The sequence below is a fragment of the Micromonospora sp. NPDC049107 genome (assembly GCF_040648595.1).
GTDB lineage: Bacteria > Actinomycetota > Actinomycetes > Mycobacteriales > Micromonosporaceae > Micromonospora.
The window spans coordinates 67344-88385 of the sequence record NZ_JBEZEC010000011.1 but is presented as its reverse complement, the minus strand read 5'-3'; the positions used below and the strand labels follow the sequence as shown (position 1 = coordinate 88385).

Sequence of the window (21042 nt, the reverse complement as noted above, 5' to 3'; positions counted from 1 at the left end):
ATCCGTATGCCTGGCGGCGTCAGCGCCGACGGCTCTTCCGGTCGTCCTTCTCGTGACCCTTGAAGGTGCGGGTCAGCGCGAACTCGCCGAGCTTGTGCCCGACCATCGCCTCGGTCACGAACACCGGGACGTGCTTGCGTCCGTCGTGCACGGCGATCGTGTGCCCGAGCATCTCGGGGATGATCGTCGAGCGCCGCGACCAGGTCTTGATCACGTTCTTGGAGCCCTTGTCGTTCTGAACTTCCACCTTCTTGAGCAGGTGGTCGTCGACGAACGGGCCCTTCTTCAGGCTGCGAGGCATGTCTTATCTCCCTCAGCCGCGCTTACGCGTGGCGTAGCGGCGGCGGACAATCAGCTTGTCGCTCGCCTGGCCCTTACGGCGGGTGCGGCCCTCGGGCTTACCCTGCGGGTTGACCGGGTGGCGACCACCGGAGGTCTTACCCTCACCACCACCGTGCGGGTGGTCGACCGGGTTCATGGCGACACCACGGACGGTCGGGCGCTTGCCCTTCCACCGCATCCGGCCGGCCTTACCCCAGTTGATGTTCGACTGGTCGGCGTTGCCGATCTCGCCGATGCTGGCGCGGCAACGCACGTCCACCCGCCGGATCTCGCCGGACGGCATACGCAGGGTCGCGTACACGCCCTCGCGGCCGAGCAGCTGGATGCCGACGCCGGCGGAGCGGGCGAGCTTGGCCCCGCCGCCCGGACGCAGCTCCACGTTGTGGATCGTGGTACCGACCGGGATGTTGCGCAGCGGCAGGTTGTTACCCGGCTTGATGTCGGCGCCCGGACCGGACTCGACGCGGTCGCCCTGCTTCATGTCCTTCGGCGCGATGATGTACCGCTTCTCGCCGTCGGCGTAGTGCAGCAGCGCGATGCGCGCGGTGCGGTTCGGGTCGTACTCGATGTGGGCGACCTTCGCCGGCACGCCGTCCTTGTCGACCCGCTTGAAGTCGATCAGACGGTACTGGCGCTTGTGACCGCCACCGTGGTGCCGCGTGGTGATCCGGCCGTGGGCGTTACGCCCGCCCTTCTTCGGCAACGGAGCCAGCAGCGACTTCTCCGGCGTAGACCGGGTGATCTCGGCGAAGTCGGCGACGCTGGAGCCACGACGGCCCGGCGTCGTCGGCTTGTACTTACGGATAGCCATTGTCTACACCCCTCAGCTGACCGGGCCGCCGAAGGCCTCGATACGGTCACCGTCAGCCAGCTTCACGATCGCCCGCTTGGTCGCCTTGCGCTGACCGAAGCCGGTCTTGGTGCGCTTGCGCTTACCCTGGCGGTTGAGCGTGTTGACCGTCAGGACGCGGACGTCGAAGATCTGCTGGATAGCGATCTTGATCTCGGTCTTGTTCGCGTCCGGGTGCACCAGGAAGGTGTACCAGTTCCGGTTCAGCTCGCTGTAGCTCTTCTCCGAGACGACCGGCGCCACGATGATGTCGCGCGGGTCGGCGATCGTGCTCACTTGCCACCCTCCTCGGTGGTCTCGGCGGGCACGCCCAGGAACTCGTCCAGGGCGTCCTTGGTGAAGACCACGTCGTCGGCCACCAGCACGTCGTACGTGTTCAGCTGGCCGGACTCGATCAGGTGCACCCGCGGCTCGTTGCGCAGCGACACCCAGTTCAGCTCGTCGGTGCTGCTCAGCACGACCAGGACCCGACGGGCCTCGGTGAGCTTGGCAAGCGTGGCCAGAGCGGCCTTGGTCGACGGCTTCTCGCCCGAGACGAACGCCTCGACGACGTGCACCTGCCCGGCGCGGGCCCGGTCGGAGAGGGCACCCCGCAGCGCGGCGGCCTTCATCTTCTTCGGGGTCCGCTGGCTGTAGTCGCGCGGCACGGGACCGTGCACCACGCCACCGCCGGCGAACTGCGGCGCGCGGATCGAGCCCTGCCGGGCGCGACCGGTGCCCTTCTGCTTGTACGGCTTCTTGCCGCCACCGGCGACCTCGCCGCGGGTCTTGGCCTTGTGCGTGCCCTGTCGGGCCGCCGCGAGCTGGGCCACCACGACCTGGTGCATCAGCGCGACGTTGGCCTGCACGTCGAAGATGTCCGCCGGCAGCTCGACCGAGCCGCTGGTGGTGCCTTCGACGGTGCGCACGTCAACGGTGGTCACTTGGCCGCACCGCCCTTCTTCACCTTGCTCTTGGCCGCGGTACGGACCAGAACGAGCGCGCCCTTGGGACCAGGAATGGCACCCCGGACGAGCAGCAGGTTGTTCTCGGTGTCGACCGCCTGGACGGTGAGGTTCTGCACGGTGTAGCGCACGCCACCCATGCGGCCGGCCATCCGGGTGCCCTTGAAGACACGACCCGGGGTGGCGCAGGCGCCGATGGAGCCGGGCGAGCGGTGCTTGCGCTCGACACCGTGGCTGGCGCGCAGACCGTGGAAGCCGTGCCGCTTCATCGGGCCGGCGTAGCCCTTGCCCTTGGTCTTGCCGGTGACGTCGATCGTGACGCCCGCCGGGAACTCCTCGACCGTGACCTCCTGGCCGAGCGAGTACTCCGACGCGTCCGTGGTGCGCAGCTCGACGATGTGCCGGCGCGGCGCCACGTCCGCCTTCGCGTAGTGCCCGCTGACCGGCTTCTTCACCTTGCGCGGGTCGATCGTGCCGTACGCCAGCTGGACCGCGGAGTAACCGTCCTTCTCGGCGCTACGAACCTGGCTGATGACGCACGGGCCGGCCTCGACCACGGTCACGGGAACAACCTTGTTGTTGTCCCAGACCTGGGTCATGCCGAGCTTGGCGCCCAGGATCCCCTTGACTTGCCTGTCCATTTGTCCGGTCCCTACAGCTTGATCTCGATGTCGACGCCAGCCGGCAGGTCGAGGCGCATGAGCGAGTCGACCGTCTTCGGGGTCGGGTCGATGATGTCGATCAGCCGCTTGTGCGTGCGCATCTCGAAGTGCTCGCGCGAGTCCTTGTACTTGTGCGGCGAGCGGATAACGCAGAAACGGTTGATCTCCGTGGGCAGCGGCACCGGGCCCGCGACCTGCGCCCCGGTACGCGTCACCGTCTCGACGATCTTCCGAGCCGAGGAGTCGACGACCTCGTGGTCATAGGCCTTGAGCCGGATGCGGATCTTCTGTCCCGCCATGGTGGCTTCTGTTCCTTCTCTCGATGCCGCTGTGTTGCGGGCGCCTGTACCGGCTGGCACAGGCCCACTTCGCCGACCCCCGCGGTCGGGCGTGTCGCGCCCTCGGGCCAGGCTCCGCCCCGGGGTTCCGGAGTGGTGCTGACCGCGCGGTGGGTCAAGGCGCCGATCGCACTACCGCGACCTGAACGCCGTGCGAGGGTGGTTGGCGACTGGGCCGCCAACCACCCTACGCTCGACTGCCTCGCCACCCGGAGGTTCAGCGAAAGCCGAACACAGGCGACGAACTGTCGTTACGCAACCTGACTAGTATGCCGCACGACCGGCGGCGGGTCTAATCGGGGTTACCCAGGTCACTTCTGGATCTTGGTGACGAACCCGGCGCCGACGGTGCGGCCACCCTCGCGGATCGCGAACTTGAGGTTCTCCTCCATGGCGATGGGCTGGATCAGCTTCACCGACATGGTGGTGTTGTCACCCGGCATGACCATCTCGGTGCCCTCGGGGAGGGTGACGACACCGGTGACGTCCGTGGTCCGGAAGTAGAACTGCGGGCGGTAGTTCTGGAAGAACGGGGTGTGCCGGCCGCCCTCCTCCTTGGAGAGGATGTAGACCGTCGCCTCGAACTCCGTGTGCGGGGTCGTGGTGCCCGGCTTGACGACCACCATGCCGCGCTCGACGTCCTCGCGCTTGATGCCACGCAGCAGCAGACCGACGTTCTCGCCCGCGCGGGCCTCGTCGAGCAGCTTGCGGAACATCTCAATACCGGTGCAGACCGTCTTCTGCGACTTCTCGCGGATACCGACGATCTCCACCTCCTCGTTCGGCTTGAGGATGCCGCGCTCGGCGCGACCGGTGACGACGGTGCCACGACCGGTGATCGTGAAGACGTCCTCGATGGGCATGAGGAACGGCTTCTCGGTCTCGCGCTCCGGCTGCGGGATCGCGGTGTCGACCGCGGTCATCAGGTCCAGGAGCTTGCCGGTCCACTCGGGGTCACCCTCGAGGGCCTTCAGCGCCGAAACCCGCACGACCGGCAGGTCGTCACCCGGGTACTCCTGCGAGGAGAGCAGCTCACGGACCTCGAGCTCGACGAGCTCCAGGAGCTCCTCGTCGTCGACCATGTCGCTCTTGTTGAGCGCCACGACGATGTACGGCACGCCAACCTGACGCGCGAGCAGCACGTGCTCACGGGTCTGCGGCATCGGGCCGTCGGTCGCCGCGACCACCAGGATCGCGCCGTCCATCTGCGCGGCACCGGTGATCATGTTCTTGATGTAGTCCGCGTGGCCGGGGCAGTCCACGTGCGCGTAGTGCCGCGACTCGGTCTGGTACTCGACGTGCGCGATCGAGATCGTGATGCCGCGGGCCTTCTCCTCCGGCGCCTTGTCGATCTCGTCGAACGGCGTGTACGGGTTCAGGTCCGGGTACTGGTCGTGCAGGACCTTGGTGATGGCCGCCGTCAGCGTCGTCTTACCGTGGTCGATGTGACCAATGGTGCCGATGTTGACGTGCGGCTTAGTCCGCTCGAACTTAGCCTTCGCCACTGGTGTCCTCCTGTGGACTTCTTGGTTCGTACGCCCGGCGCGCCGGTCGGCGCTTAGGACTCTGTCGACAGCCTTTCCGGCCTGACGGCCGGAGAGCCTTTGTGGGTTCTGCGGCGATGAAGCCTACAGGCCCGGTCTCACGCGATCCGATCGTGGTGGCCGCGGGCGGGTTGAGTCACCCGCGACCGACCACGAATCACCTGCTCGGGGCAGTTACTCGCCCGTTGCCTTCGCGATGATCTCCTTCGCGACGCTCTGCGGAACCTCCGCGTAGGAGTCGAACTGCATGCTGTAGCTAGCCCGGCCCTGGGTCTTCGACCGCAGGTCGCCGACGTAGCCGAACATCTCCGACAACGGCACCAGAGCCCTCACGATGCGGGCGCCGCTGCGCTCCTCCATCGCCTGGATGATGCCGCGGCGGGAGTTGAGGTCACCGATGACGTCACCCATGTTCTCCTCAGGAGTGGTGACCTCAACGGCCATCATCGGCTCAAGCAACGCGGGATCGGCCTTGCGGGCCGCGTCCTTCATCACCATCGAGCCGGCGATCTTGAATGCCATTTCCGACGAGTCGACCTCGTGGTACTGACCGTCCAGCAGCGTCAGCTTCACACCGACGAGCGGGAAGCCCGCGAGGATGCCGTACTGCATGGCGTCCTGCGCACCGGCGTCGACCGACGGGATGAACTCCCGCGGGATGCGACCGCCGCTGACGGCGTTGGCGAACTCGTAGGTCGGCGAGTCGTTGTCCAGCGGCAGCGGCTCGACGCTCACGATGACGCGGGCGTACTGGCCGGAGCCACCGGTCTGCTTCTTGTGGGTGTACTCGACCTTCTCCACCTTGCGGCGGATGGTCTCGCGGTACGCCACCTGCGGCTTGCCGACGTTGGCCTCGACGTTGAACTCGCGGCGCATCCGGTCGACCAGGATGTCCAGGTGCAGCTCGCCCATGCCGGAGATGACCGTCTGACCGGTCTCCTCGTCCAGCTGGACGCGGAAGGTCGGGTCCTCCTCGGCCAGGCGCTGGATGGCCGTACCCAGCTTCTCCTGGTCAGACTTGGTCTTCGGCTCGATCGCCACCGAGATGACCGGCTCCGGGAAGGTCATCGACTCCAGGATGACCGGGTTCGCCGGGTCGGAGAGCGTGTCGCCGGTGGTGGTCTGCTTGAGACCCTGCACGGCGATGATGTCGCCGGCCTGCGCCGACGGACGCTCTTCCCGCTTGTTGGCGTGCATCTGGTAGATCTTGCCGATCCGCTCCTTGCGGTCCTTGGTGGAGTTGACCACCTGGGAGCCGGAGTCGAGCGTGCCGGAGTAGACGCGCACGTAGGTAAGCTTGCCCAGGTGCTTGTCCGTCTGGATCTTGAAGGCCAGACCGGAGAAGGGCTCCGAGTTGGACGGCTTGCGCAGCAGCGGGGTCTCACCGTCGGTGGCCGTACCCTCGATCGCCGGAACGTCCAGCGGCGACGGCAGGAAGTCGACCACGGCGTCGAGCATGGGCTGGACGCCCTTGTTCTTGAACGCCGAGCCGCACAGCACCGGGTTGGCCTTGCCGGCGATGGTGGCACGCCGGATGGCGGCCTTGATCTCCTCGATGGAGACCTCCTCGCCTTCCAGGTACTTCTCCATCACCGAGTCGTCGACGTCGGCGAGGGTCTCCATCAGCTTCTCGCGCCACTCGGCCGCGGAGTCGGCCAGCTCGGCCGGGATCTCCTCGATCGCGTAGTCCTCACCCTTCTGGGTCTCCCCGCGCCAGGTGAGGGCGCGCATGCCGACCAGGTCGACGACACCGATGTGGTCGCCCTCGAGCCCGATCGGGATCTGGAGCACCAGCGGGGTGGCGTTGAGCCGGTCGATCATCATCTGCACGCAGCGGAAGAAGTCGGCACCGGTCCGGTCGAGCTTGTTGACGAAGCACATCCGCGGGACGTTGTACTTGTCGGCCTGCCGCCAGACGTTCTCCGTCTGCGGCTCGACGCCGGCGACACCGTCGTAGACCGCGACCGCACCATCCAGGACCCGCAGCGACCGCTCGACCTCGACCGTGAAGTCGACGTGGCCAGGCGTGTCGATGATCTGGATCGTGTGGCCCTTCCACTCACACTTGGTGGCAGCGGAGGTGATGGTGATACCACGCTCCTGCTCCTGCTCCATCCAGTCCATGACGGCGGCGCCCTCGTGGACCTCACCGATCTTGTACGTGATGCCGGTGTAGAACAGGATTCGCTCGGTGGTCGTGGTCTTACCGGCATCGATGTGCGCCATGATGCCGATGTTGCGTACGTTGGCGAGCGCGTCTGCGGCGGCCACTTCAATCCCTACTTATCGTCGTCTCGACTCAACTGGTGGCGGTTCCGGCGCCCGGTGGGCGCCGGAACCTCAGGTGTTACCAGCGGTAGTGCGCGAAGGCCTTGTTGGACTCGGCCATCTTGTGCGTGTCCTCGCGCCGCTTGACGGCGGCGCCGAGGCCGTTGCTCGCGTCCAGCAGCTCGTTCATCAGCCGCTCGACCATGGTCTTCTCGCGCCGGGCGCGGGAGTAGGTCACCAGCCAGCGCAGGCCCAGCGTGGTAGCCCGGGTGGGGCGGACCTCGACCGGCACCTGGTAGGTGGCGCCACCGACACGACGGCTGCGCACCTCGAGGGTCGGCTTGACGTTGTCCATCGCCCGCTTGAGGGTGACGACCGGGTCGGTGCCGGACTTCTCGCGGCAGCCCTCGAGGGCCGCGTACACGATCGACTCGGCGAGCTGGCGCTTGCCGCGCAGCAGGATCTTGTTCACCAGCTGGGTGACCAGCGGCGAGTTGTACACCGGGTCAGCGACCAGCGGCCGCCGCGGAGCGGGTCCCTTACGCGGCATGTCAGCTCTTCTCCTTCTTCGCGCCGTAACGGCTGCGCGCCTGCTTGCGGTTGCGGACACCCTGGGTGTCCAGCGAGCCGCGGACGATCTTGTAACGCACGCCGGGGAGGTCCTTCACACGACCGCCACGCACGAGCACGATCGAGTGCTCCTGCAGGTTGTGGCCGACACCCGGGATGTACGCGGTTACCTCGATCTGGCTGCTGAGCTTGACACGAGCGACCTTGCGCAGCGCCGAGTTCGGCTTCTTCGGGGTGGTGGTGTACACGCGGGTGCACACGCCGCGCCGCTGGGGAGACCCCTTGAGCGCAGGGGTCTTGGTCTTGGTCGTCTTGGCCTGACGGCCCTTTCGGACCAGCTGCTGAATGGTGGGCACCGGGTTTCTCCGCTCCCTTCGGCCGCTGTCTGCGGCCGCGCCGTCTGCTCGTTAGCCAGCCTGATGACCGGCTCTCCTACATTCCGACCAGGGTCACCTTGCGGAGGCCCCGGCACCCGCGGTCGGGCGTGTCGCCCAGCTCACGGTCCCGGTGCGGACGCTGTCGCGGACGTACCGGGTTTTCTGTCACCGGCACGCGGATCGCCCCGCTCCGGATCTTTGGCTTGTCGTGCCGCCGTCCGGACTCCGGAACCAGCGCACGCACGAGTTGCCCGGGCACGCCCGGGCACAAGGGGAAAGAGTACCTACCACAGCCGCCCAGGTCAAAACGGAATGGGTCGGCGAACGTCTCACCCCTCGCCGGCCGGATCGCGTCCCGCCTCGGCACCCGCGATGGGCACCTACAAACACAAGTGTACCGGCTTCCCCGCCGAAGCACCCGTCGCCCCCGGGCAGGCCCCCAGGCACCACCTGATCCACGGACCCGTCCCCGCGCCCCTGTCACGTCAGACTGATCAGCAACCCCAGCCCCAGACCCAACAGGCTCAGCAGGGCGCCCGCCGCGCCGCAGCTGACGCCGGCCACCGCGAGCCCCCGACCGGTGAACCGCACCGCCGACGGCGCCGCCGCCCGGCGGATCTGTCGCTGGCCCAGCAGGCCGGTGACGACCGCTGCCAACCCCGCCAGCACCCCCAGCACCGTGAAGGCGCCCGAGACCCACACTCCCCCACGGGCCCCGAAGGCCACACCGACGCAGATCACCAGCAGCGAGACCAGGATCGACGCGATGCCGGCCACCAGCGACCCCGTCGCCAGCCCGGCGGTCACCGGCGGCACGTCCAGGTGCACCACCCCGAACGGGGTGCCGGGCACCGCCTCCACCCGCTTCGGCGGCCTCCGCTGCTCATCGGTGGGTGGCGGCACCGGCCGGGCGGGGGCCGTACCCCAGGCGGGGAAGTGCCCCGGCACCGGCTGCCCCCAGGGGCCCGGCCCGGACGAGGGCTGCCCCCAGCCGGGCGGTCCCGACGATGGGTGGCCCCAACCGGCCGGCGTGCCCGGTCCGGACGGTGGCTGCCCCCACCCGTCTGCGGCGGCGGGCCCCGACGGCGGTTGGGCCCAGCCGTACGGCACCGGCGTACCGGCGGCAGGGTGGGGCTGGTGGTAACCGGGCGGGAAGACCCCGCCCCACTCGGCCGCGGGCGGACCCCAGGCGGGCGAGGGCGGCGGACCCCAGCCCGCCGACGAGGGCGTACCCGCAGCAGGGGCGCCGGTCGTCGGCGCCGGCTGTCCGCCCGCCTCCGGTTGCGCCCACTCACTCCACGCCGAGGGCATCGGCCCGAAATCCGAAACCGGTGCGGACGACGCGCTCGACGCCGGCGCGGTGGAACCGGAATCGGAGGAGGCAGGTGAGCCGACCCCCGGGGAAGACGCCGCGGTCGGATTCGGGCCGGAGGTGGCATCGACAGCTGGTTTCGAGGGAGCCGCGTCCGGAGCCGGCGCGGAGGAGGCCACGCCGGGAGCCGGCGAGCCGGGAGCCGCGTCCGGAGCCGGCAAGCCGGGAGCCGCGTCCGGAGCCGGCGAGCCGGGAGCCGCGTCCGGACCCGGCGAGCCGGGAGTCGCGCCCGGAGCCGGCACGTCAGGATGCCCGGCTGGTTCGTCCGCCGGGGGCCGCGCCGGTTCCGTCACGAAGTCCTCCTGTCGACTGGGCCGCCAGCGCGCGCGGCGGACACCGGCCAGGCTACCGCCGGAGGCGGCGCCGTCCGCGCCGGGCGCGGTCGCCGCATGCCTCAGTCCATGTTCGAGGGGTAGTCGTGGCCGAACGGCGTGCCCGCCAGCCGGACCACGCCGATCACCACGACGACGACCACGCTGACCGCGACCAACGCCAGACCGGTCCAGGCCATCCGCTCCCCCCGCTGCAGCCAGACGCTTCCGGTGAGGAAACCCCCCGAGGCGTACGCCTCCCGGCGGGCCTGCCGGGCCAGCTGGAGCGCCACCGTCGCGGGCACCACCCCGCCGATGAACAGCCCGGTCAGCATGCCGAGCAGACCCAGCGCGAAGACCGCCCGCGCCTTGGTGGCGCGGGCCGGATCCGGGTCGAGCGGGTGGCGCAGGCCTGAAGAGGCGACGGACACCTGCCCGGATGCGGTCGTCATGCCTCCATCATGCCCAACCCGGTCCGCTGGCAGGGCGGTCCGGGAACGACGAGGCCCCCGGCGGATGCCGGGGGCCTCGTCGTTGTCTGGTGCTTAGCGGTACGACCCGAAATCGAAGTCGTCCAGCGGCACAGCCTGCCCACTGGCCGGCCCGAAACCGTAGTCGGTCTCCGGGTAACCGGTCATCGAGTAGACCTTGGCCTTGGCCTCCTCGGTCGGCTCGACCCGGACGTTGCGGTACTTGCTGATGCCCGTACCGGCCGGGATGAGCTTACCGATGATCACGTTCTCCTTGAGGCCGACCAGCGAGTCGCTGCGCGAGTTGATCGCAGCGTCGGTCAGCACCCGCGTGGTCTCCTGGAAGGAGGCCGCGGAGAGCCAGGAGTCGGTGGCCAGCGAGGCCTTGGTGATACCCATCAGCACCGGACGGCCGGCGGCGGGCTCGCCACCCTCCGACACGAGTCGGCGGTTCTCCGACTCGAACAGCGCCCGGTCGACGAGCACGCCCGGCAGGAACTCGGTCGAGCCGGAGTCGATGACCGTCACCCGCTTGAGCATCTGGCGGATGATGATCTCGATGTGCTTGTCGTGGATGAGCACACCCTGCGAGCGGTAGACCTCCTGGACCTCACTGGTCAGGTGGACCTGGACCGCACGCGGACCCATGATCCGCAGAAGCTCGTGCGGGTCGATGGTGCCCTCGGTCAGCTTCTCGCCGACCGCGACGTGGCCGCCGTCGTGGGTCCGGAGCTTGACGCGCTTCGAGATCTTGTCGTAGACGATCTCTTCGCTGCCGTCGTCCGGCACCACGATGATCTTCCGCGAGCGCTCGCCGTCCTCGATGCGGATCCGACCGGGGGTGTCGGCGATGGGCGCCTTACCCTTCGGGACCCGGGCCTCGAAGATTTCCTGCACACGCGGCAGACCCTGGGTGATGTCCTCACCCGCGACACCACCGGTGTGGAAGGTACGCATCGTCAGCTGCGTACCCGGCTCACCGATGGACTGGGCGGCGATGATGCCGACGGCCTCACCGATGTCGACCGACTTGCCGGTCGGCAGCGAACGGCCGTAGCAGGCCGCGCAGACGCCCAGCTTCGACTCGCAGGTGAGCACGCTGCGCACCCGGACCGTCTCCACACCAGCGGCGACGATCTTGTCGACCCCGATGGAGTTGATGTCCTGGCCGCGCTCGGCCACCACGGTGCCGTCCGGCCCCTTGATGTCGTCGGCCAGGGTCCGGGCGTGCACGCTGGTCTCGGCGTGGGTGTGGACGACGAGCTTGCCGTCGAGCTTCTCGCCGATCTGCATCGGGATCGCCCGGTCGGTGCCGCAGTCCTCCTCGCGGATGATGACGTCCTGGGAGACGTCCACCAGACGACGGGTCAGGTAACCCGAGTCGGCGGTCCGCAGCGCGGTGTCGGCGAGACCCTTACGGGCACCGTGCGTGGAGATGAAGTACTCCAGCACGGACAGACCCTCCCGGTAGCTGGCCTTGATCGGCCGCGGGATGATCTCGCCCTTCGGGTTGGCCACCAGACCACGGATCGCCGCGATCTGCCGGAGCTGGAGCAGGTTACCGCGAGCACCCGAGTTGATCATCTTCCACAGTGGGTTCTCCTGCGGCAGCGCGGTGTCCATCTCCTTGGCGACCTCGTTGGTCGCCTTGGTCCAGATCTCGATGAGTTCGCCGCGACGCTCCTCGGCGGTCATCAGACCACGCTGGTACTGCTTGTCGATCCGGTCGGCTTCCTTCTCGTACTTCGCCAGGATCTCCGCCTTGCGCGGCGGGGCGATGACGTCCTCCATGCCGATCGTCACGCCGGACCAGGTGGCCCAGTGGAAGCCGGCCTCCTTGAGCCCGTCCAGGGTGGCCGCGAGAGCCACCTTGGGGAAGCGCTCGGCGAGGTCGTTGACGATCGCGGAGAGCTGACCCTTGCGGATCTCGTAGTTCACGAAGCGGTAGCCCTGCGGCAGCGTCTCGTTGAACAGCACCCGACCGAGGGTGGTCTCCACGGTCAGCGGCTCACCCTCGACCCAGCCCTCCGGAGCGGTCCACGCCTCGGCGCCGGCGCCGTTGTCGACACCGATCACGTTCCGCAGGCGGATCTTCACCGGAGCCTGCAGGTGCAGCTCACCGTTGTCGAACGCCATCCGCGCCTCGGCGTCCGAGCTGAACGCCCGGCCCTCGCCCTTCTCACCGGCGGTGAGGTGGGTGAGGTGGTACAGGCCGATGACCATGTCCTGGGTGGGCATGGTGACCGGCTTGCCGTCGGCCGGCTTGAGGATGTTGTTCGACGACAGCATCAGGATCCGCGCCTCGGCCTGGGCCTCGGCGGACAGCGGCACGTGCACCGCCATCTGGTCACCGTCGAAGTCCGCGTTGAACGCGGTGCAGACCAGCGGGTGGATCTGGATGGCCTTGCCCTCGACCAGCTGCGGCTCGAACGCCTGGATGCCCAGACGGTGCAGGGTCGGCGCCCGGTTGAGCAGCACCGGGTGCTCGCCGATGACCTCTTCCAGCACGTCCCACACGACCGGGCGCTGACGCTCGACCATCCGCTTGGCGGACTTGATGTTCTGCGCGTGGTTGAGGTCGACCAGCCGCTTCATGACGAACGGCTTGAACAGCTCCAGGGCCATCTGCTTGGGCAGGCCGCACTGGTGCAGCTTGAGCTTCGGGCCGACCACGATGACCGAACGGCCGGAGTAGTCGACGCGCTTGCCCAGCAGGTTCTGGCGGAACCGGCCCTGCTTGCCCTTGAGCATGTCGGACAGCGACTTGAGCGGGCGGTTACCCGGACCGGTGACCGGCCGGCCACGACGACCGTTGTCGAACAGCGCGTCGACGGCCTCCTGGAGCATCCGCTTCTCGTTGTTGACGATGATCTCGGGCGCGCCGAGGTCGATCAGCCGCTTGAGGCGGTTGTTCCGGTTGATCACGCGGCGGTACAGGTCGTTGAGGTCCGAGGTCGCGAACCGGCCACCGTCGAGCTGCACCATCGGGCGCAGGTCCGGCGGGATGACCGGGACGCAGTCCAGCACCATGCCGAGCGGCGAGTTGCGGGTGTTCAGGAACGCCGCGACGACCTTGAGCCGCTTGAGCGCCCGGATCTTCCGCTGGCCCTTGCCGGACCGGATGGTCTCGCGCAGGCTCTCGGCCTCGGCGTCGAGGTCCATGTTCTGGACCAGCGCCTTGATGGCCTCCGCGCCCATCGAGCCGGTGAAGTACTCACCGAACCGGTCGCGCAGCTCGCGGTAGAGCAGCTCGTCGGTGACAAGCTGCTTCGGCTCCAGCTTGCGGAAGGTGTCCAGCACCTCGTCCAGGCGGTCGATCTCGCGCTGGGCCCGGTCGCGGATCTGGCGCATCTCGCGCTCTCCGCCCTCCTTGACCTTGCGCCGGACGTCCGCCTTGGCACCCTCGGCCTCCAGCTCGGCCAGGTCGGCCTCGAGCTTGGCGGCCCGCTTCTCGATCTCCGAGTCGCGGCTGTTCTCGGACTGCCGCTTCTCGGCCAGGATCTCGTTCTCGATCGTCGAGAGGTCACGGTGACGCGACTCCGCGTCCACGCTCGTCACGACGTACGAGGCGAAGTAGATGATCTTTTCGAGATCCTTCGGGGCGAGGTCCAGCAGGTAGCCCAGCCGGCTCGGAACGCCCTTGAAGTACCAGATGTGGGTCACCGGAGCGGCGAGCTCGATGTGCCCCATCCGCTCACGACGAACCTTGGAGCGGGTCACCTCGACGCCGCAGCGCTCGCAGATGATGCCCTTGAACCGGACGCGCTTGTACTTACCGCAGTAGCACTCCCAGTCCCGCTGCGGACCGAAGATCTTCTCGCAGAAGAGCCCGTCCTTCTCCGGCTTCAGGGTGCGGTAGTTGATGGTCTCAGGCTTCTTGACCTCGCCGTGCGACCACTGACGGATGTCGTCGGCGGTGGCGAGACCAATGCGCAGCTCGTCGAAGAAGTTGACGTCGAGCACTATGTCCCCTATGTCGTCGTCTTTACAGCTAGATCACGGGCGGGGGTCGGGAGCCCGAAGGCCCCCGACCCGCACCACTTACACCTCTTCGACCGAGCTCGGCTCGCGCCGGGACAGGTCGATGCCCAGCTCCTCCGCGGCCCGGAACACCTCGTCGTCGGTCTCGCGCATCTCCAGGGCCACACCGTCGCTGGACAGCACCTCGACATTGAGGCACAGCGACTGCAGCTCCTTGAGCAGCACCTTGAACGACTCCGGAATGCCCGGCTCCGGGATGTTCTCGCCCTTGACGATGGCCTCGTAGACCTTCACCCGGCCGAGCACGTCGTCGGACTTGATCGTGAGCAGCTCCTGCAGGGCGTACGCGGCGCCGTACGCCTGCATCGCCCAGCACTCCATCTCACCGAAGCGCTGACCACCGAACTGCGCCTTACCACCCAGCGGCTGCTGCGTGATCATCGAGTACGGACCGGTCGACCGAGCGTGGATCTTGTCGTCGACCAGGTGGTTGAGCTTCAGGATGTAGACGTAGCCGACCGCGATCGGGTCCGGCAGAGGCTCACCGGAACGACCGTCGAACAGCTGCGCCTTACCGGTGCGCCCGATCAGCTGCTTGCCGTCCCGGTTGGGCAGGGTCGACTCGAGCAGACCGGAGATCTCCTCCTCGCGGGCACCGTCGAAGACCGGGGTGGCCACGTTGGTGTCACCCTCGGACTCGTGCGCGTCGATCGAGCGGAGCTGGCGCTTCCACTCGGCGTCGTCACCCTCGACCTTCCAACCGGTCTTGGCCACCCACCCGAGGTGGGTCTCCAGAACCTGGCCGATGTTCATCCGGCTCGGCACACCGAGCGGGTTGAGCACGATGTCGACCGGGGTGCCGTCCTCGAGGAACGGCATGTCCTCGACCGGGAGGATCTTGGAGATGACGCCCTTGTTGCCGTGCCGGCCGGCGAGCTTGTCGCCGTCCTGGATCTTGCGCTTCTGGGCGACGTAGACCCGGACCAGCTCGTTGACGCCCGGCGGCAACTCGTCGCCGTCCTCGCGGGAGAACGTGCGCACACCGATGACCGTGCCGGTCTCGCCGTGCGGCACCTTCAGCGAGGTGTCCCGAACCTCACGCGCCTTCTCACCGAAGATCGCGCGGAGCAGTCGCTCCTCCGGGGTCAGCTCGGTCTCACCCTTGGGCGTGACCTTGCCGACCAGGATGTCGCCGGGAACGACCTCGGCGCCGATCCGGATGATGCCGCGCTCGTCGAGGTCGGCGAGCATTTCCTCGCTGACGTTCGGGATGTCGCGGGTGATCTCCTCCGGACCGAGCTTGGTGTCCCGGGCGTCGACCTCGTGCTCCTCGATGTGGATCGAGGTGAGCACGTCCTGCTGCACGAGGCGCTGCGACAGGATGATCGCGTCCTCGTAGTTGTGGCCCTCCCAGCACATGAACGCCACCAGCAGGTTGCGTCCGAGTGCCATCTCGCCCTCGTCGGTGCAGGGACCGTCGGCGATGACCTGACCGGCCTCGACGCGGTCGCCCTCGAAGACGACCGGCTTCTGGTTGACGCAGGAGCCGGCGTTGGAGCGGCGGAACTTGTGCAGCAGGTACGTCCGGCGGTGGCCGTCATCCTGGTGGATGGTGACGTAGTCGGCGCAGAGATCCTCGATCACACCGCCGACCTCGGCGACCACCACGTCGCCAGCGTCGACCGCGGCCCGGTACTCCATGCCCGTACCCACGAGCGGCGCCTCGGCCTTGACCAGCGGCACCGCCTGGCGCTGCATGTTCGCGCCCATCAGTGCCCGGTTGGCGTCGTCGTGCTCGAGGAACGGGATCATGGCGGTCGCGACCGAGGTCATCTGCCGGGGCGAGACGTCCATGTAGTCGACGGCACCGGGGACGACGTCCTCGGTCTCGCCGCCCTTACGACGGCAGAGCACCCGGTCCTCGGCGAACGTGCCGTCAGCCTTCAGGCGCGCGTTGGCCTGGGCCTTGACGAACCGGTCCTCCTCGTCCGCGGTCAGGTAGTCGATCTGGTCGGTGACCCGACCCTCGACGACCTTCCGGTACGGCGTCTCGATGAAGCCGAACGGGTTGACCCGGGCGAAGGTGGACAGCGCGCCGATCAGGCCGATGTTCGGGCCTTCCGGCGTCTCGATCGGGCACATCCGGCCGTAGTGGGACGGGTGCACGTCGCGGACCTCGAAGCCGGCCCGCTCCCGGGACAGACCACCCGGGCCGAGCGCGCTCAGCCGACGCCGGTGGGTCAGGCCCGCCAGCGGGTTGGTCTGGTCCATGAACTGGGACAGCTGCGACGTACCGAAGAACTCCTTGATCGCCGCCACCACCGGGCGGATGTTGATCAGGGTCTGCGGCGTGATCGCCTCGACGTCCTGCGTGGTCATCCGCTCGCGGACGACCCGCTCCATCCGGGAGAGGCCGACCCGAACCTGGTTCTGGATCAGCTCGCCCACGGTACGGAGGCGCCGGTTGCCGAAGTGGTCGATGTCGTCGGCCTCGTAGCCGTCCTCACCGGCGTGCAGCCGGCACAGGTACTCCACGGTGGCGACGATGTCGTCCTCGGTCAGCGTGCCGGTGGTGATCGGCACGTCGACTTCGAGCTTCTTGTTGAACTTGTAGCGCCCGACCTTGGCCACGTCGTACCTCTTCGGGTTGAAGAAGAGGTTGTCGAGCAGGGTCTGGGCGTTCTCGCGCGTCGGCGGCTCGCCAGGGCGCAGCTTGCGGTAGATGTCTAGCAGGGCCTCGTCGGCGCCGGCGATGTGGTCCTTCTCGAGCGTGGTCATCATCAGCTCGGACCAGCCGAACTTCTCACGGATCCGCTCGGCCGACCATCCGATGGCCTTGAGCAGGACCGTGACGGCCTGCCGGCGCTTGCGGTCGATACGTACGCCGACCGTGTCGCGCTTGTCGATGTCGAACTCCAGCCAGGCACCCCGACTCGGGATGACCTTGACGCTGGAGAGGTCGCGGTCGGAGGTCTTGTCCGGCTGCTTGTCGAAGTACACGCCCGGAGACCGGACGAGCTGGCTGACCACGACGCGCTCGGTGCCGTTGATGACGAAGGTGCCCTTGGGCGTCATCATCGGGAAGTCACCCATGAACACCGTCTGGCTCTTGATCTCGCCAGTGGTGTTGTTGGTGAACTCCGCGGTCACGAAGAGCGGAGCGCAGTAGGTCAGGTCCTTCTCCTTGCACTCCTCGATCGAGGCCTTGACCTCGTCGAAGCGCGGCGCCGAGAAGGAGAGCGACATGGTGCCGGAGAAGTCCTCAATGGGACTGATCTCTTCAAGGATCTCCGCGAGACCCGAGCGTGCGTGCGGGTCGTCCGCCGACCGGCCCTGCCAAGCCTCGTTGCCGACGAGCCAGTCGAAGGACTCGTTCTGGATGGCAAGGAGGTTGGGGACCTCGAGGTGTTCGGTGATCCTGCCGAATGAAACTCGGCGGGGAGCGAATGCGCTCGACGTACGACTGGTCTTCGCAGGGCGGGAAGCTGCCAAGATGCGTCCTTCCGAGGACCGGTGCTGCAGAACGGCTGGTACGCGTGCACTCCAATGACCCCACCAGAATTATCCGTAAACGGACATTTCCGAGCAGGGGTCAAGTCGGAAGGCAGCGCAAACTAGCAGTGTAGCCGAGAGGCTAACCGCTGTCCAGCCCACCCCGCAGGTCGTTTGCGGAACGCTCCTCGGCCCCCGTTCACCGGGGTCTGCCGGGCCGCTCAGAACGCAACTCCCCACTGGGCCGCTCGGGTGACCGCGACCGATGGTGCCGTCGCTGTCATTACCCACATCGTGGCCGTCGCAAGCGCGGTGTCTTGCTGGTGTCAGGGTGCCTGTCAGGCCGGGGCCGCGTCAAGGGCCGGTATCCGGGTCGTCGGTTCTTTCCCACCTCAGGAGGATCCGGTCGTTCGTGCGGATGATCCCGCGCCGACCATCGGCGCCCAGCTCAGCACGGTTGTCGCCCGGTCCACGAAACACGGCGGGCGGTGATCCGTGTCGGATCACCGCCCGCCGCGACGCGACCGTGTCCCAGCTCACCGAGCCGGGTACGCGCAGGTTGGAGCTCAGGTCACTTGAGGGTGACCTTGGCGCCCTCACCCTCGAGCTTGGCCTTCGCCTTCTCGGCGGTCTCCTTGTTGACCTTCTCCAGGATGGCCTTCGGCGCGGACTCGACCGCGTCCTTGGCCTCCTTGAGGCCCAGGCCGGTCAGCTCACGCACGACCTTGATGACCTGGATCTTCTTGCCACCGTCAGCCTCGAGGACGACGTCGAACTCGTCCTTCTCCGGCTCGGCCTCGGCGGCGGCCGGAGCGCCACCGGCGGCGGCAACCGCGACCGGAGCGGCGGCGGTGACCTCGAAGGTGTCCTCGAACTGCTTCACGAACTCAGAGAGCTCGATCAGCGTCATCTCCTTGAACGCGTCGAGCAGCTCGTCGGTGCTGAGCTTCGCCATGTCTGGCGTCCTTTCTAAAGGTTGTTAAAGAACGTGGGTGCGCCGCGCGGCCTCAGGCCGCCTCGGCGCCCTCCTGCTCGCGCTTCTTGTCCGCCAGGGCGGCCGCCGCGCGGGCGGCCTTGGAGAGCGGAGCCTGGAACAGGGCCGCGGCCTTGCTCAGGTTGCCCTTCATCGCGCCGGCCAGCTTGGCCAGCAGCACCTCACGGGACTCCAGGTCGGCGAGCTTCGTGACCTCGGCCGCGGAAATGGCCTTGCCCTCGAAGACACCGCCCTTGATGACGAGCTTCGGGTTGGCCTTCGCGAAGTCGCGAAGCCCCTTCGCCGCCTCGACGACGTCGCCCGAAACGAAAGTCAGCGCGGTAGGACCGGTGAACAGCTCGTCGAGGCCGGTGATGCCCGCGTCCGTCGCGGCACGCTTCGCCAGCGTGTTCTTCGCGACCGTGTAGCTGGTCTCGGCACCGAGCGATCGCCGCAGCTGGGTGAGCTGGGAAACCGTCAGACCGCGGTACTCGGTCAGCACGGTAGCGCCCGCGCTGCGGAAGCTCTCGGTCAGCTCAGCGACGGCCGTGGCCTTGTCGGCTCGGATCGGCTTGTCCGCCATGTCCCTCCTCTCTCGTTGCTCGAGGCTGGTCCCCGGGCACGGCCGAAGCCGGAGCGGGGACGAAGGCAGCACGACAACGAAAAGCCCCGGCGCAGGGCGCACGGGGCGAGGGCCGGCGGGAAGTCACGGTCGGCGGACCATGCTCACTGCCGAATTACGCTTGCCGCCCTACGCGGGTCGCCCGTCGTCGCGGGGCCTTCGACCGTGCCGAAGCACGGTGACCAGCGGTCTCTGGGTGGTTCCTTATCCGCAATAACACGGATGAGGTTAAGAGTACGTGCCGCCGGGACCAGCGCCAAATCGCCCCCGGTGAGCCGGGTCACGCCGCCGGGCCACTCAGCCCTGGGCCCGCCGCCGCCACAGGTAGCCGGCGGTGACCGCCACGCTCCACGCCAGGGCCCAGGCCGTGAGCCCGAGCAGGGTCAGCGCGGCGGCGTCACCCGCCGTCGTCCGGGCGGTAGCCATGATCGGCGGTACCAGCCAGGGCGCGACGGAACCACGCAGGCCGAGCGCCACCGCGCCGACACCGCCGAGGGCCAGCACCGCGACGCCGTACGCGGCACCGCCCACCGACGCCCGGCTGGCCAGCGCGCCGAGGGCAACCGCGGCGGGTACGGCCAGCAGGTGCGCCCACAGCCCCAGCGCGATGCCGACCGGCACCGACCGGTCACCCGGCTCGACCGGGCCGGTGACCCCACCCACCAGCCACGGAAAGAGCAGCGCGACGGCCACCGCGACCAGCGCCGCCGCGCCGGCCGCCAGGAGTCCGGCGAGACGCTCCCGGGCCACCCCGACGGTCACCTGGGCCAGCCGACGCTGCACGTCCGGCTCGATGTCCAGCAGGATCTTGGTCTGCCAGGCGAGCACCGGGAAGAGCACCACCGCCGAGACGCCGTACGCCTCCGCCGGCTGGGACCGGCCGCCGCCGTAGAGCGTGCCGAGGACGACGAGGCCGGCGAGCAGGGGCGCCAACGCCCGTCCGGTACGCAGGAAACCCGCCAGCCGCATCCGCACCAGCGCGTTCATCGGCCCTCCCCGGTGTCGGGCTCGACCATCGCGTCGGCCGCCCCGAGCCGCGCCGACGTGGCCGACGGGGTGGGCGGATGCGCCTGGGGTGGGGTGGTGGAGGCGTCGGCGCGTACTCGGAGGATCTGATGGCCCTCGGCGCGCAGGCGGGCGACGGTGCCGGCGACCCGCGCGGCCGGCACCGCGACCTCGACCACCGCGATGGCCTCCTCGTCGGCGGGCGCGGTCTCCTCGGTCAGCACGCCCGCGGCCACCGACCAACGGCGCGCGGCCGGCAACCGGACCGTCTCCCCCCGGTGGTCGCTGACCAGGACCGTGCCACCGTCGGCCAGCACCTCGTCGATCAGCTCGGGAACCAGCTCGCGGGTCGCGGCGTCCAGGCCCTCCCACGGCTCGTCGAGCACCAGCAGGCCCGGCGCCCGCAGCATGGCCTGGGCGAGGCCGACCTTCTGCGCGGTGCCCTTGGACAGCTCCGCGAGGCGCACCGAGCGGAACGCGTCCAGCCCGAGCCGCCGCGTCCAGGTCGTCACCGCCTCGTCGGCGGCCGAGCGTCCCAGCCCAGCCGCGCGGGCCATGCCGGTCAGATAGCGGGACACGGTGAAGGGCTGATCGGCCGGGAAGCGCTCGGGCACCCAGCCCACCCGGGCCGGCCGGTCGACGACCCGACCCCGGCCCGGCCGCAACACCCCGGCGGCCACCTGGAGCAGGGTGGACTTGCCCACCCCGTTGCGGCCCAGGACGACCGCAACCTCACCCGGGCCGATCTGCGCGTCCACGCTCCGCAGCACCCACGGACCCCGCCGGTGGTACCGCAACCAGACGTTCTCCAGCCGCATGCGGACGAGCTTGCCACACCCGGAACGCGCCGGGGCGCCGCCACGATCGTGGCGGCGGCCCGGGTGAGCGAGTTGTCAGCGCACTCGGGCGCCCCGTGCACAG

At 68.7% G+C, this 21042-nt stretch carries 18 protein-coding genes; all 18 read right to left on the bottom strand.

Annotation, left to right across the window (positions count from 1 at the left end):
* Positions 1-19: 19 nt before the first annotated feature.
* The 18 genes from rpsS to AB0B55_RS25615 all read right to left on the bottom strand — a co-directional run bounded on the left by rpsS (position 20) and on the right by AB0B55_RS25615 (position 20939).
* Entirely contained in the window at positions 20-301 is a 282-nt protein-coding gene (gene rpsS / locus AB0B55_RS25700) for a 30S ribosomal protein S19 (RefSeq protein ID WP_007465299.1), read from the bottom strand.
* Positions 302-313: 12 nt separating this feature from the next.
* Positions 314-1153: a 50S ribosomal protein L2 gene (rplB, locus tag AB0B55_RS25695; RefSeq protein WP_355050760.1), complete on the bottom strand. Its 840-nt coding sequence runs from the start codon at positions 1151-1153 to the stop codon at positions 314-316.
* A 12-nt stretch (positions 1154-1165) separates the two neighbouring features.
* A complete protein-coding gene (gene rplW / locus AB0B55_RS25690) occupies positions 1166-1468 on the bottom strand; it encodes a 50S ribosomal protein L23 (protein ID WP_088998352.1) in 303 nt (100 codons plus the stop codon).
* On the bottom strand, positions 1465-2115 hold the full coding sequence (gene rplD / locus AB0B55_RS25685; RefSeq protein ID WP_357126515.1) for a 50S ribosomal protein L4: 651 nt from the start codon (positions 2113-2115) through the stop codon (positions 1465-1467). Before rplD ends, rplW begins: the two co-directional genes overlap by 4 nt.
* On the bottom strand, positions 2112-2777 hold the full coding sequence (rplC, locus tag AB0B55_RS25680; RefSeq protein ID WP_355050762.1) for a 50S ribosomal protein L3: 666 nt from the start codon (positions 2775-2777) through the stop codon (positions 2112-2114). The genes rplD and rplC overlap by 4 nt, the downstream gene beginning before the upstream one ends.
* An 11-nt stretch (positions 2778-2788) precedes the next feature.
* Complete coding sequence (rpsJ, locus tag AB0B55_RS25675; protein WP_007073037.1) at positions 2789-3097, bottom strand: 30S ribosomal protein S10; 309 nt, start codon at positions 3095-3097, stop codon at positions 2789-2791.
* 350 nt (positions 3098-3447) lie between these two features.
* Entirely contained in the window at positions 3448-4641 is a 1194-nt protein-coding gene (tuf, locus tag AB0B55_RS25670) for an elongation factor Tu (RefSeq protein WP_355050763.1), read from the bottom strand.
* A 213-nt stretch (positions 4642-4854) separates the two neighbouring features.
* On the bottom strand, positions 4855-6951 hold the full coding sequence (gene fusA, locus AB0B55_RS25665) for an elongation factor G (protein WP_357126520.1): 2097 nt from the start codon (positions 6949-6951) through the stop codon (positions 4855-4857).
* Between the two features lie 76 nt (positions 6952-7027).
* Positions 7028-7498 carry a 30S ribosomal protein S7 gene (gene rpsG / locus AB0B55_RS25660; RefSeq protein WP_007465317.1) on the bottom strand — a complete coding sequence of 157 codons (471 nt, stop codon included), beginning with the start codon at positions 7496-7498 and terminating at the stop codon, positions 7028-7030.
* A gap of 1 nt (position 7499) precedes the next feature.
* Positions 7500-7874, bottom strand: a complete 375-nt coding sequence (rpsL, locus tag AB0B55_RS25655; RefSeq protein WP_007465318.1) for a 30S ribosomal protein S12 — start codon at positions 7872-7874, stop codon at positions 7500-7502.
* Between the two features lie 501 nt (positions 7875-8375).
* Entirely contained in the window at positions 8376-8756 is a 381-nt protein-coding gene (locus tag AB0B55_RS25650; protein ID WP_357126604.1) for a hypothetical protein, read from the bottom strand.
* A gap of 905 nt (positions 8757-9661) precedes the next feature.
* Positions 9662-10030, bottom strand: coding sequence for a hypothetical protein (locus tag AB0B55_RS25645; RefSeq protein ID WP_357174361.1), 369 nt, complete (start codon positions 10028-10030; stop codon positions 9662-9664).
* A 93-nt stretch (positions 10031-10123) separates the two neighbouring features.
* Positions 10124-14011: a DNA-directed RNA polymerase subunit beta' gene (locus AB0B55_RS25640; RefSeq protein ID WP_357126524.1), complete on the bottom strand. Its 3888-nt coding sequence runs from the start codon at positions 14009-14011 to the stop codon at positions 10124-10126.
* Positions 14012-14089: 78 nt separating this feature from the next.
* Positions 14090-17521 carry a DNA-directed RNA polymerase subunit beta gene (locus AB0B55_RS25635; protein ID WP_357126527.1) on the bottom strand — a complete coding sequence of 1144 codons (3432 nt, stop codon included), beginning with the start codon at positions 17519-17521 and terminating at the stop codon, positions 14090-14092.
* A 571-nt stretch (positions 17522-18092) separates the two neighbouring features.
* A complete protein-coding gene (gene rplL, locus AB0B55_RS25630) occupies positions 18093-18476 on the bottom strand; it encodes a 50S ribosomal protein L7/L12 (RefSeq protein WP_007465324.1) in 384 nt (127 codons plus the stop codon).
* 52 nt (positions 18477-18528) lie between these two features.
* A complete protein-coding gene (rplJ, locus tag AB0B55_RS25625) occupies positions 18529-19077 on the bottom strand; it encodes a 50S ribosomal protein L10 (protein ID WP_355050769.1) in 549 nt (182 codons plus the stop codon).
* 336 nt (positions 19078-19413) lie between these two features.
* Positions 19414-20103 carry a hypothetical protein gene (locus tag AB0B55_RS25620; protein WP_355050770.1) on the bottom strand — a complete coding sequence of 230 codons (690 nt, stop codon included), beginning with the start codon at positions 20101-20103 and terminating at the stop codon, positions 19414-19416.
* Positions 20100-20939 carry an ABC transporter ATP-binding protein gene (locus AB0B55_RS25615; protein ID WP_357126532.1) on the bottom strand — a complete coding sequence of 280 codons (840 nt, stop codon included), beginning with the start codon at positions 20937-20939 and terminating at the stop codon, positions 20100-20102. The genes AB0B55_RS25620 and AB0B55_RS25615 overlap by 4 nt, the downstream gene beginning before the upstream one ends.
* Positions 20940-21042 lie beyond the last annotated feature (103 nt).

Coding starts and splice junctions, on each gene's coding strand:
- rpsS (WP_007465299.1), bottom strand. CDS start 301: ATGCCTCGCAGCCTGAAGAAGGGCCCGTTCGTCGACGACCACCTGCTC.
- rplB (WP_355050760.1), bottom strand. CDS start 1,153: ATGGCTATCCGTAAGTACAAGCCGACGACGCCGGGCCGTCGTGGCTCC.
- rplC (WP_355050762.1), bottom strand. CDS start 2,777: ATGGACAGGCAAGTCAAGGGGATCCTGGGCGCCAAGCTCGGCATGACC.
- rpsJ (WP_007073037.1), bottom strand. CDS start 3,097: ATGGCGGGACAGAAGATCCGCATCCGGCTCAAGGCCTATGACCACGAG.
- rpsG (WP_007465317.1), bottom strand. CDS start 7,498: ATGCCGCGTAAGGGACCCGCTCCGCGGCGGCCGCTGGTCGCTGACCCG.
- AB0B55_RS25645 (WP_357174361.1), bottom strand. CDS start 10,030: ATGACGACCGCATCCGGGCAGGTGTCCGTCGCCTCTTCAGGCCTGCGC.
- rplL (WP_007465324.1), bottom strand. CDS start 18,476: ATGGCGAAGCTCAGCACCGACGAGCTGCTCGACGCGTTCAAGGAGATG.
- rplJ (WP_355050769.1), bottom strand. CDS start 19,077: ATGGCGGACAAGCCGATCCGAGCCGACAAGGCCACGGCCGTCGCTGAG.
- AB0B55_RS25620 (WP_355050770.1), bottom strand. CDS start 20,103: ATGAACGCGCTGGTGCGGATGCGGCTGGCGGGTTTCCTGCGTACCGGA.
- AB0B55_RS25615 (WP_357126532.1), bottom strand. CDS start 20,939: ATGCGGCTGGAGAACGTCTGGTTGCGGTACCACCGGCGGGGTCCGTGG.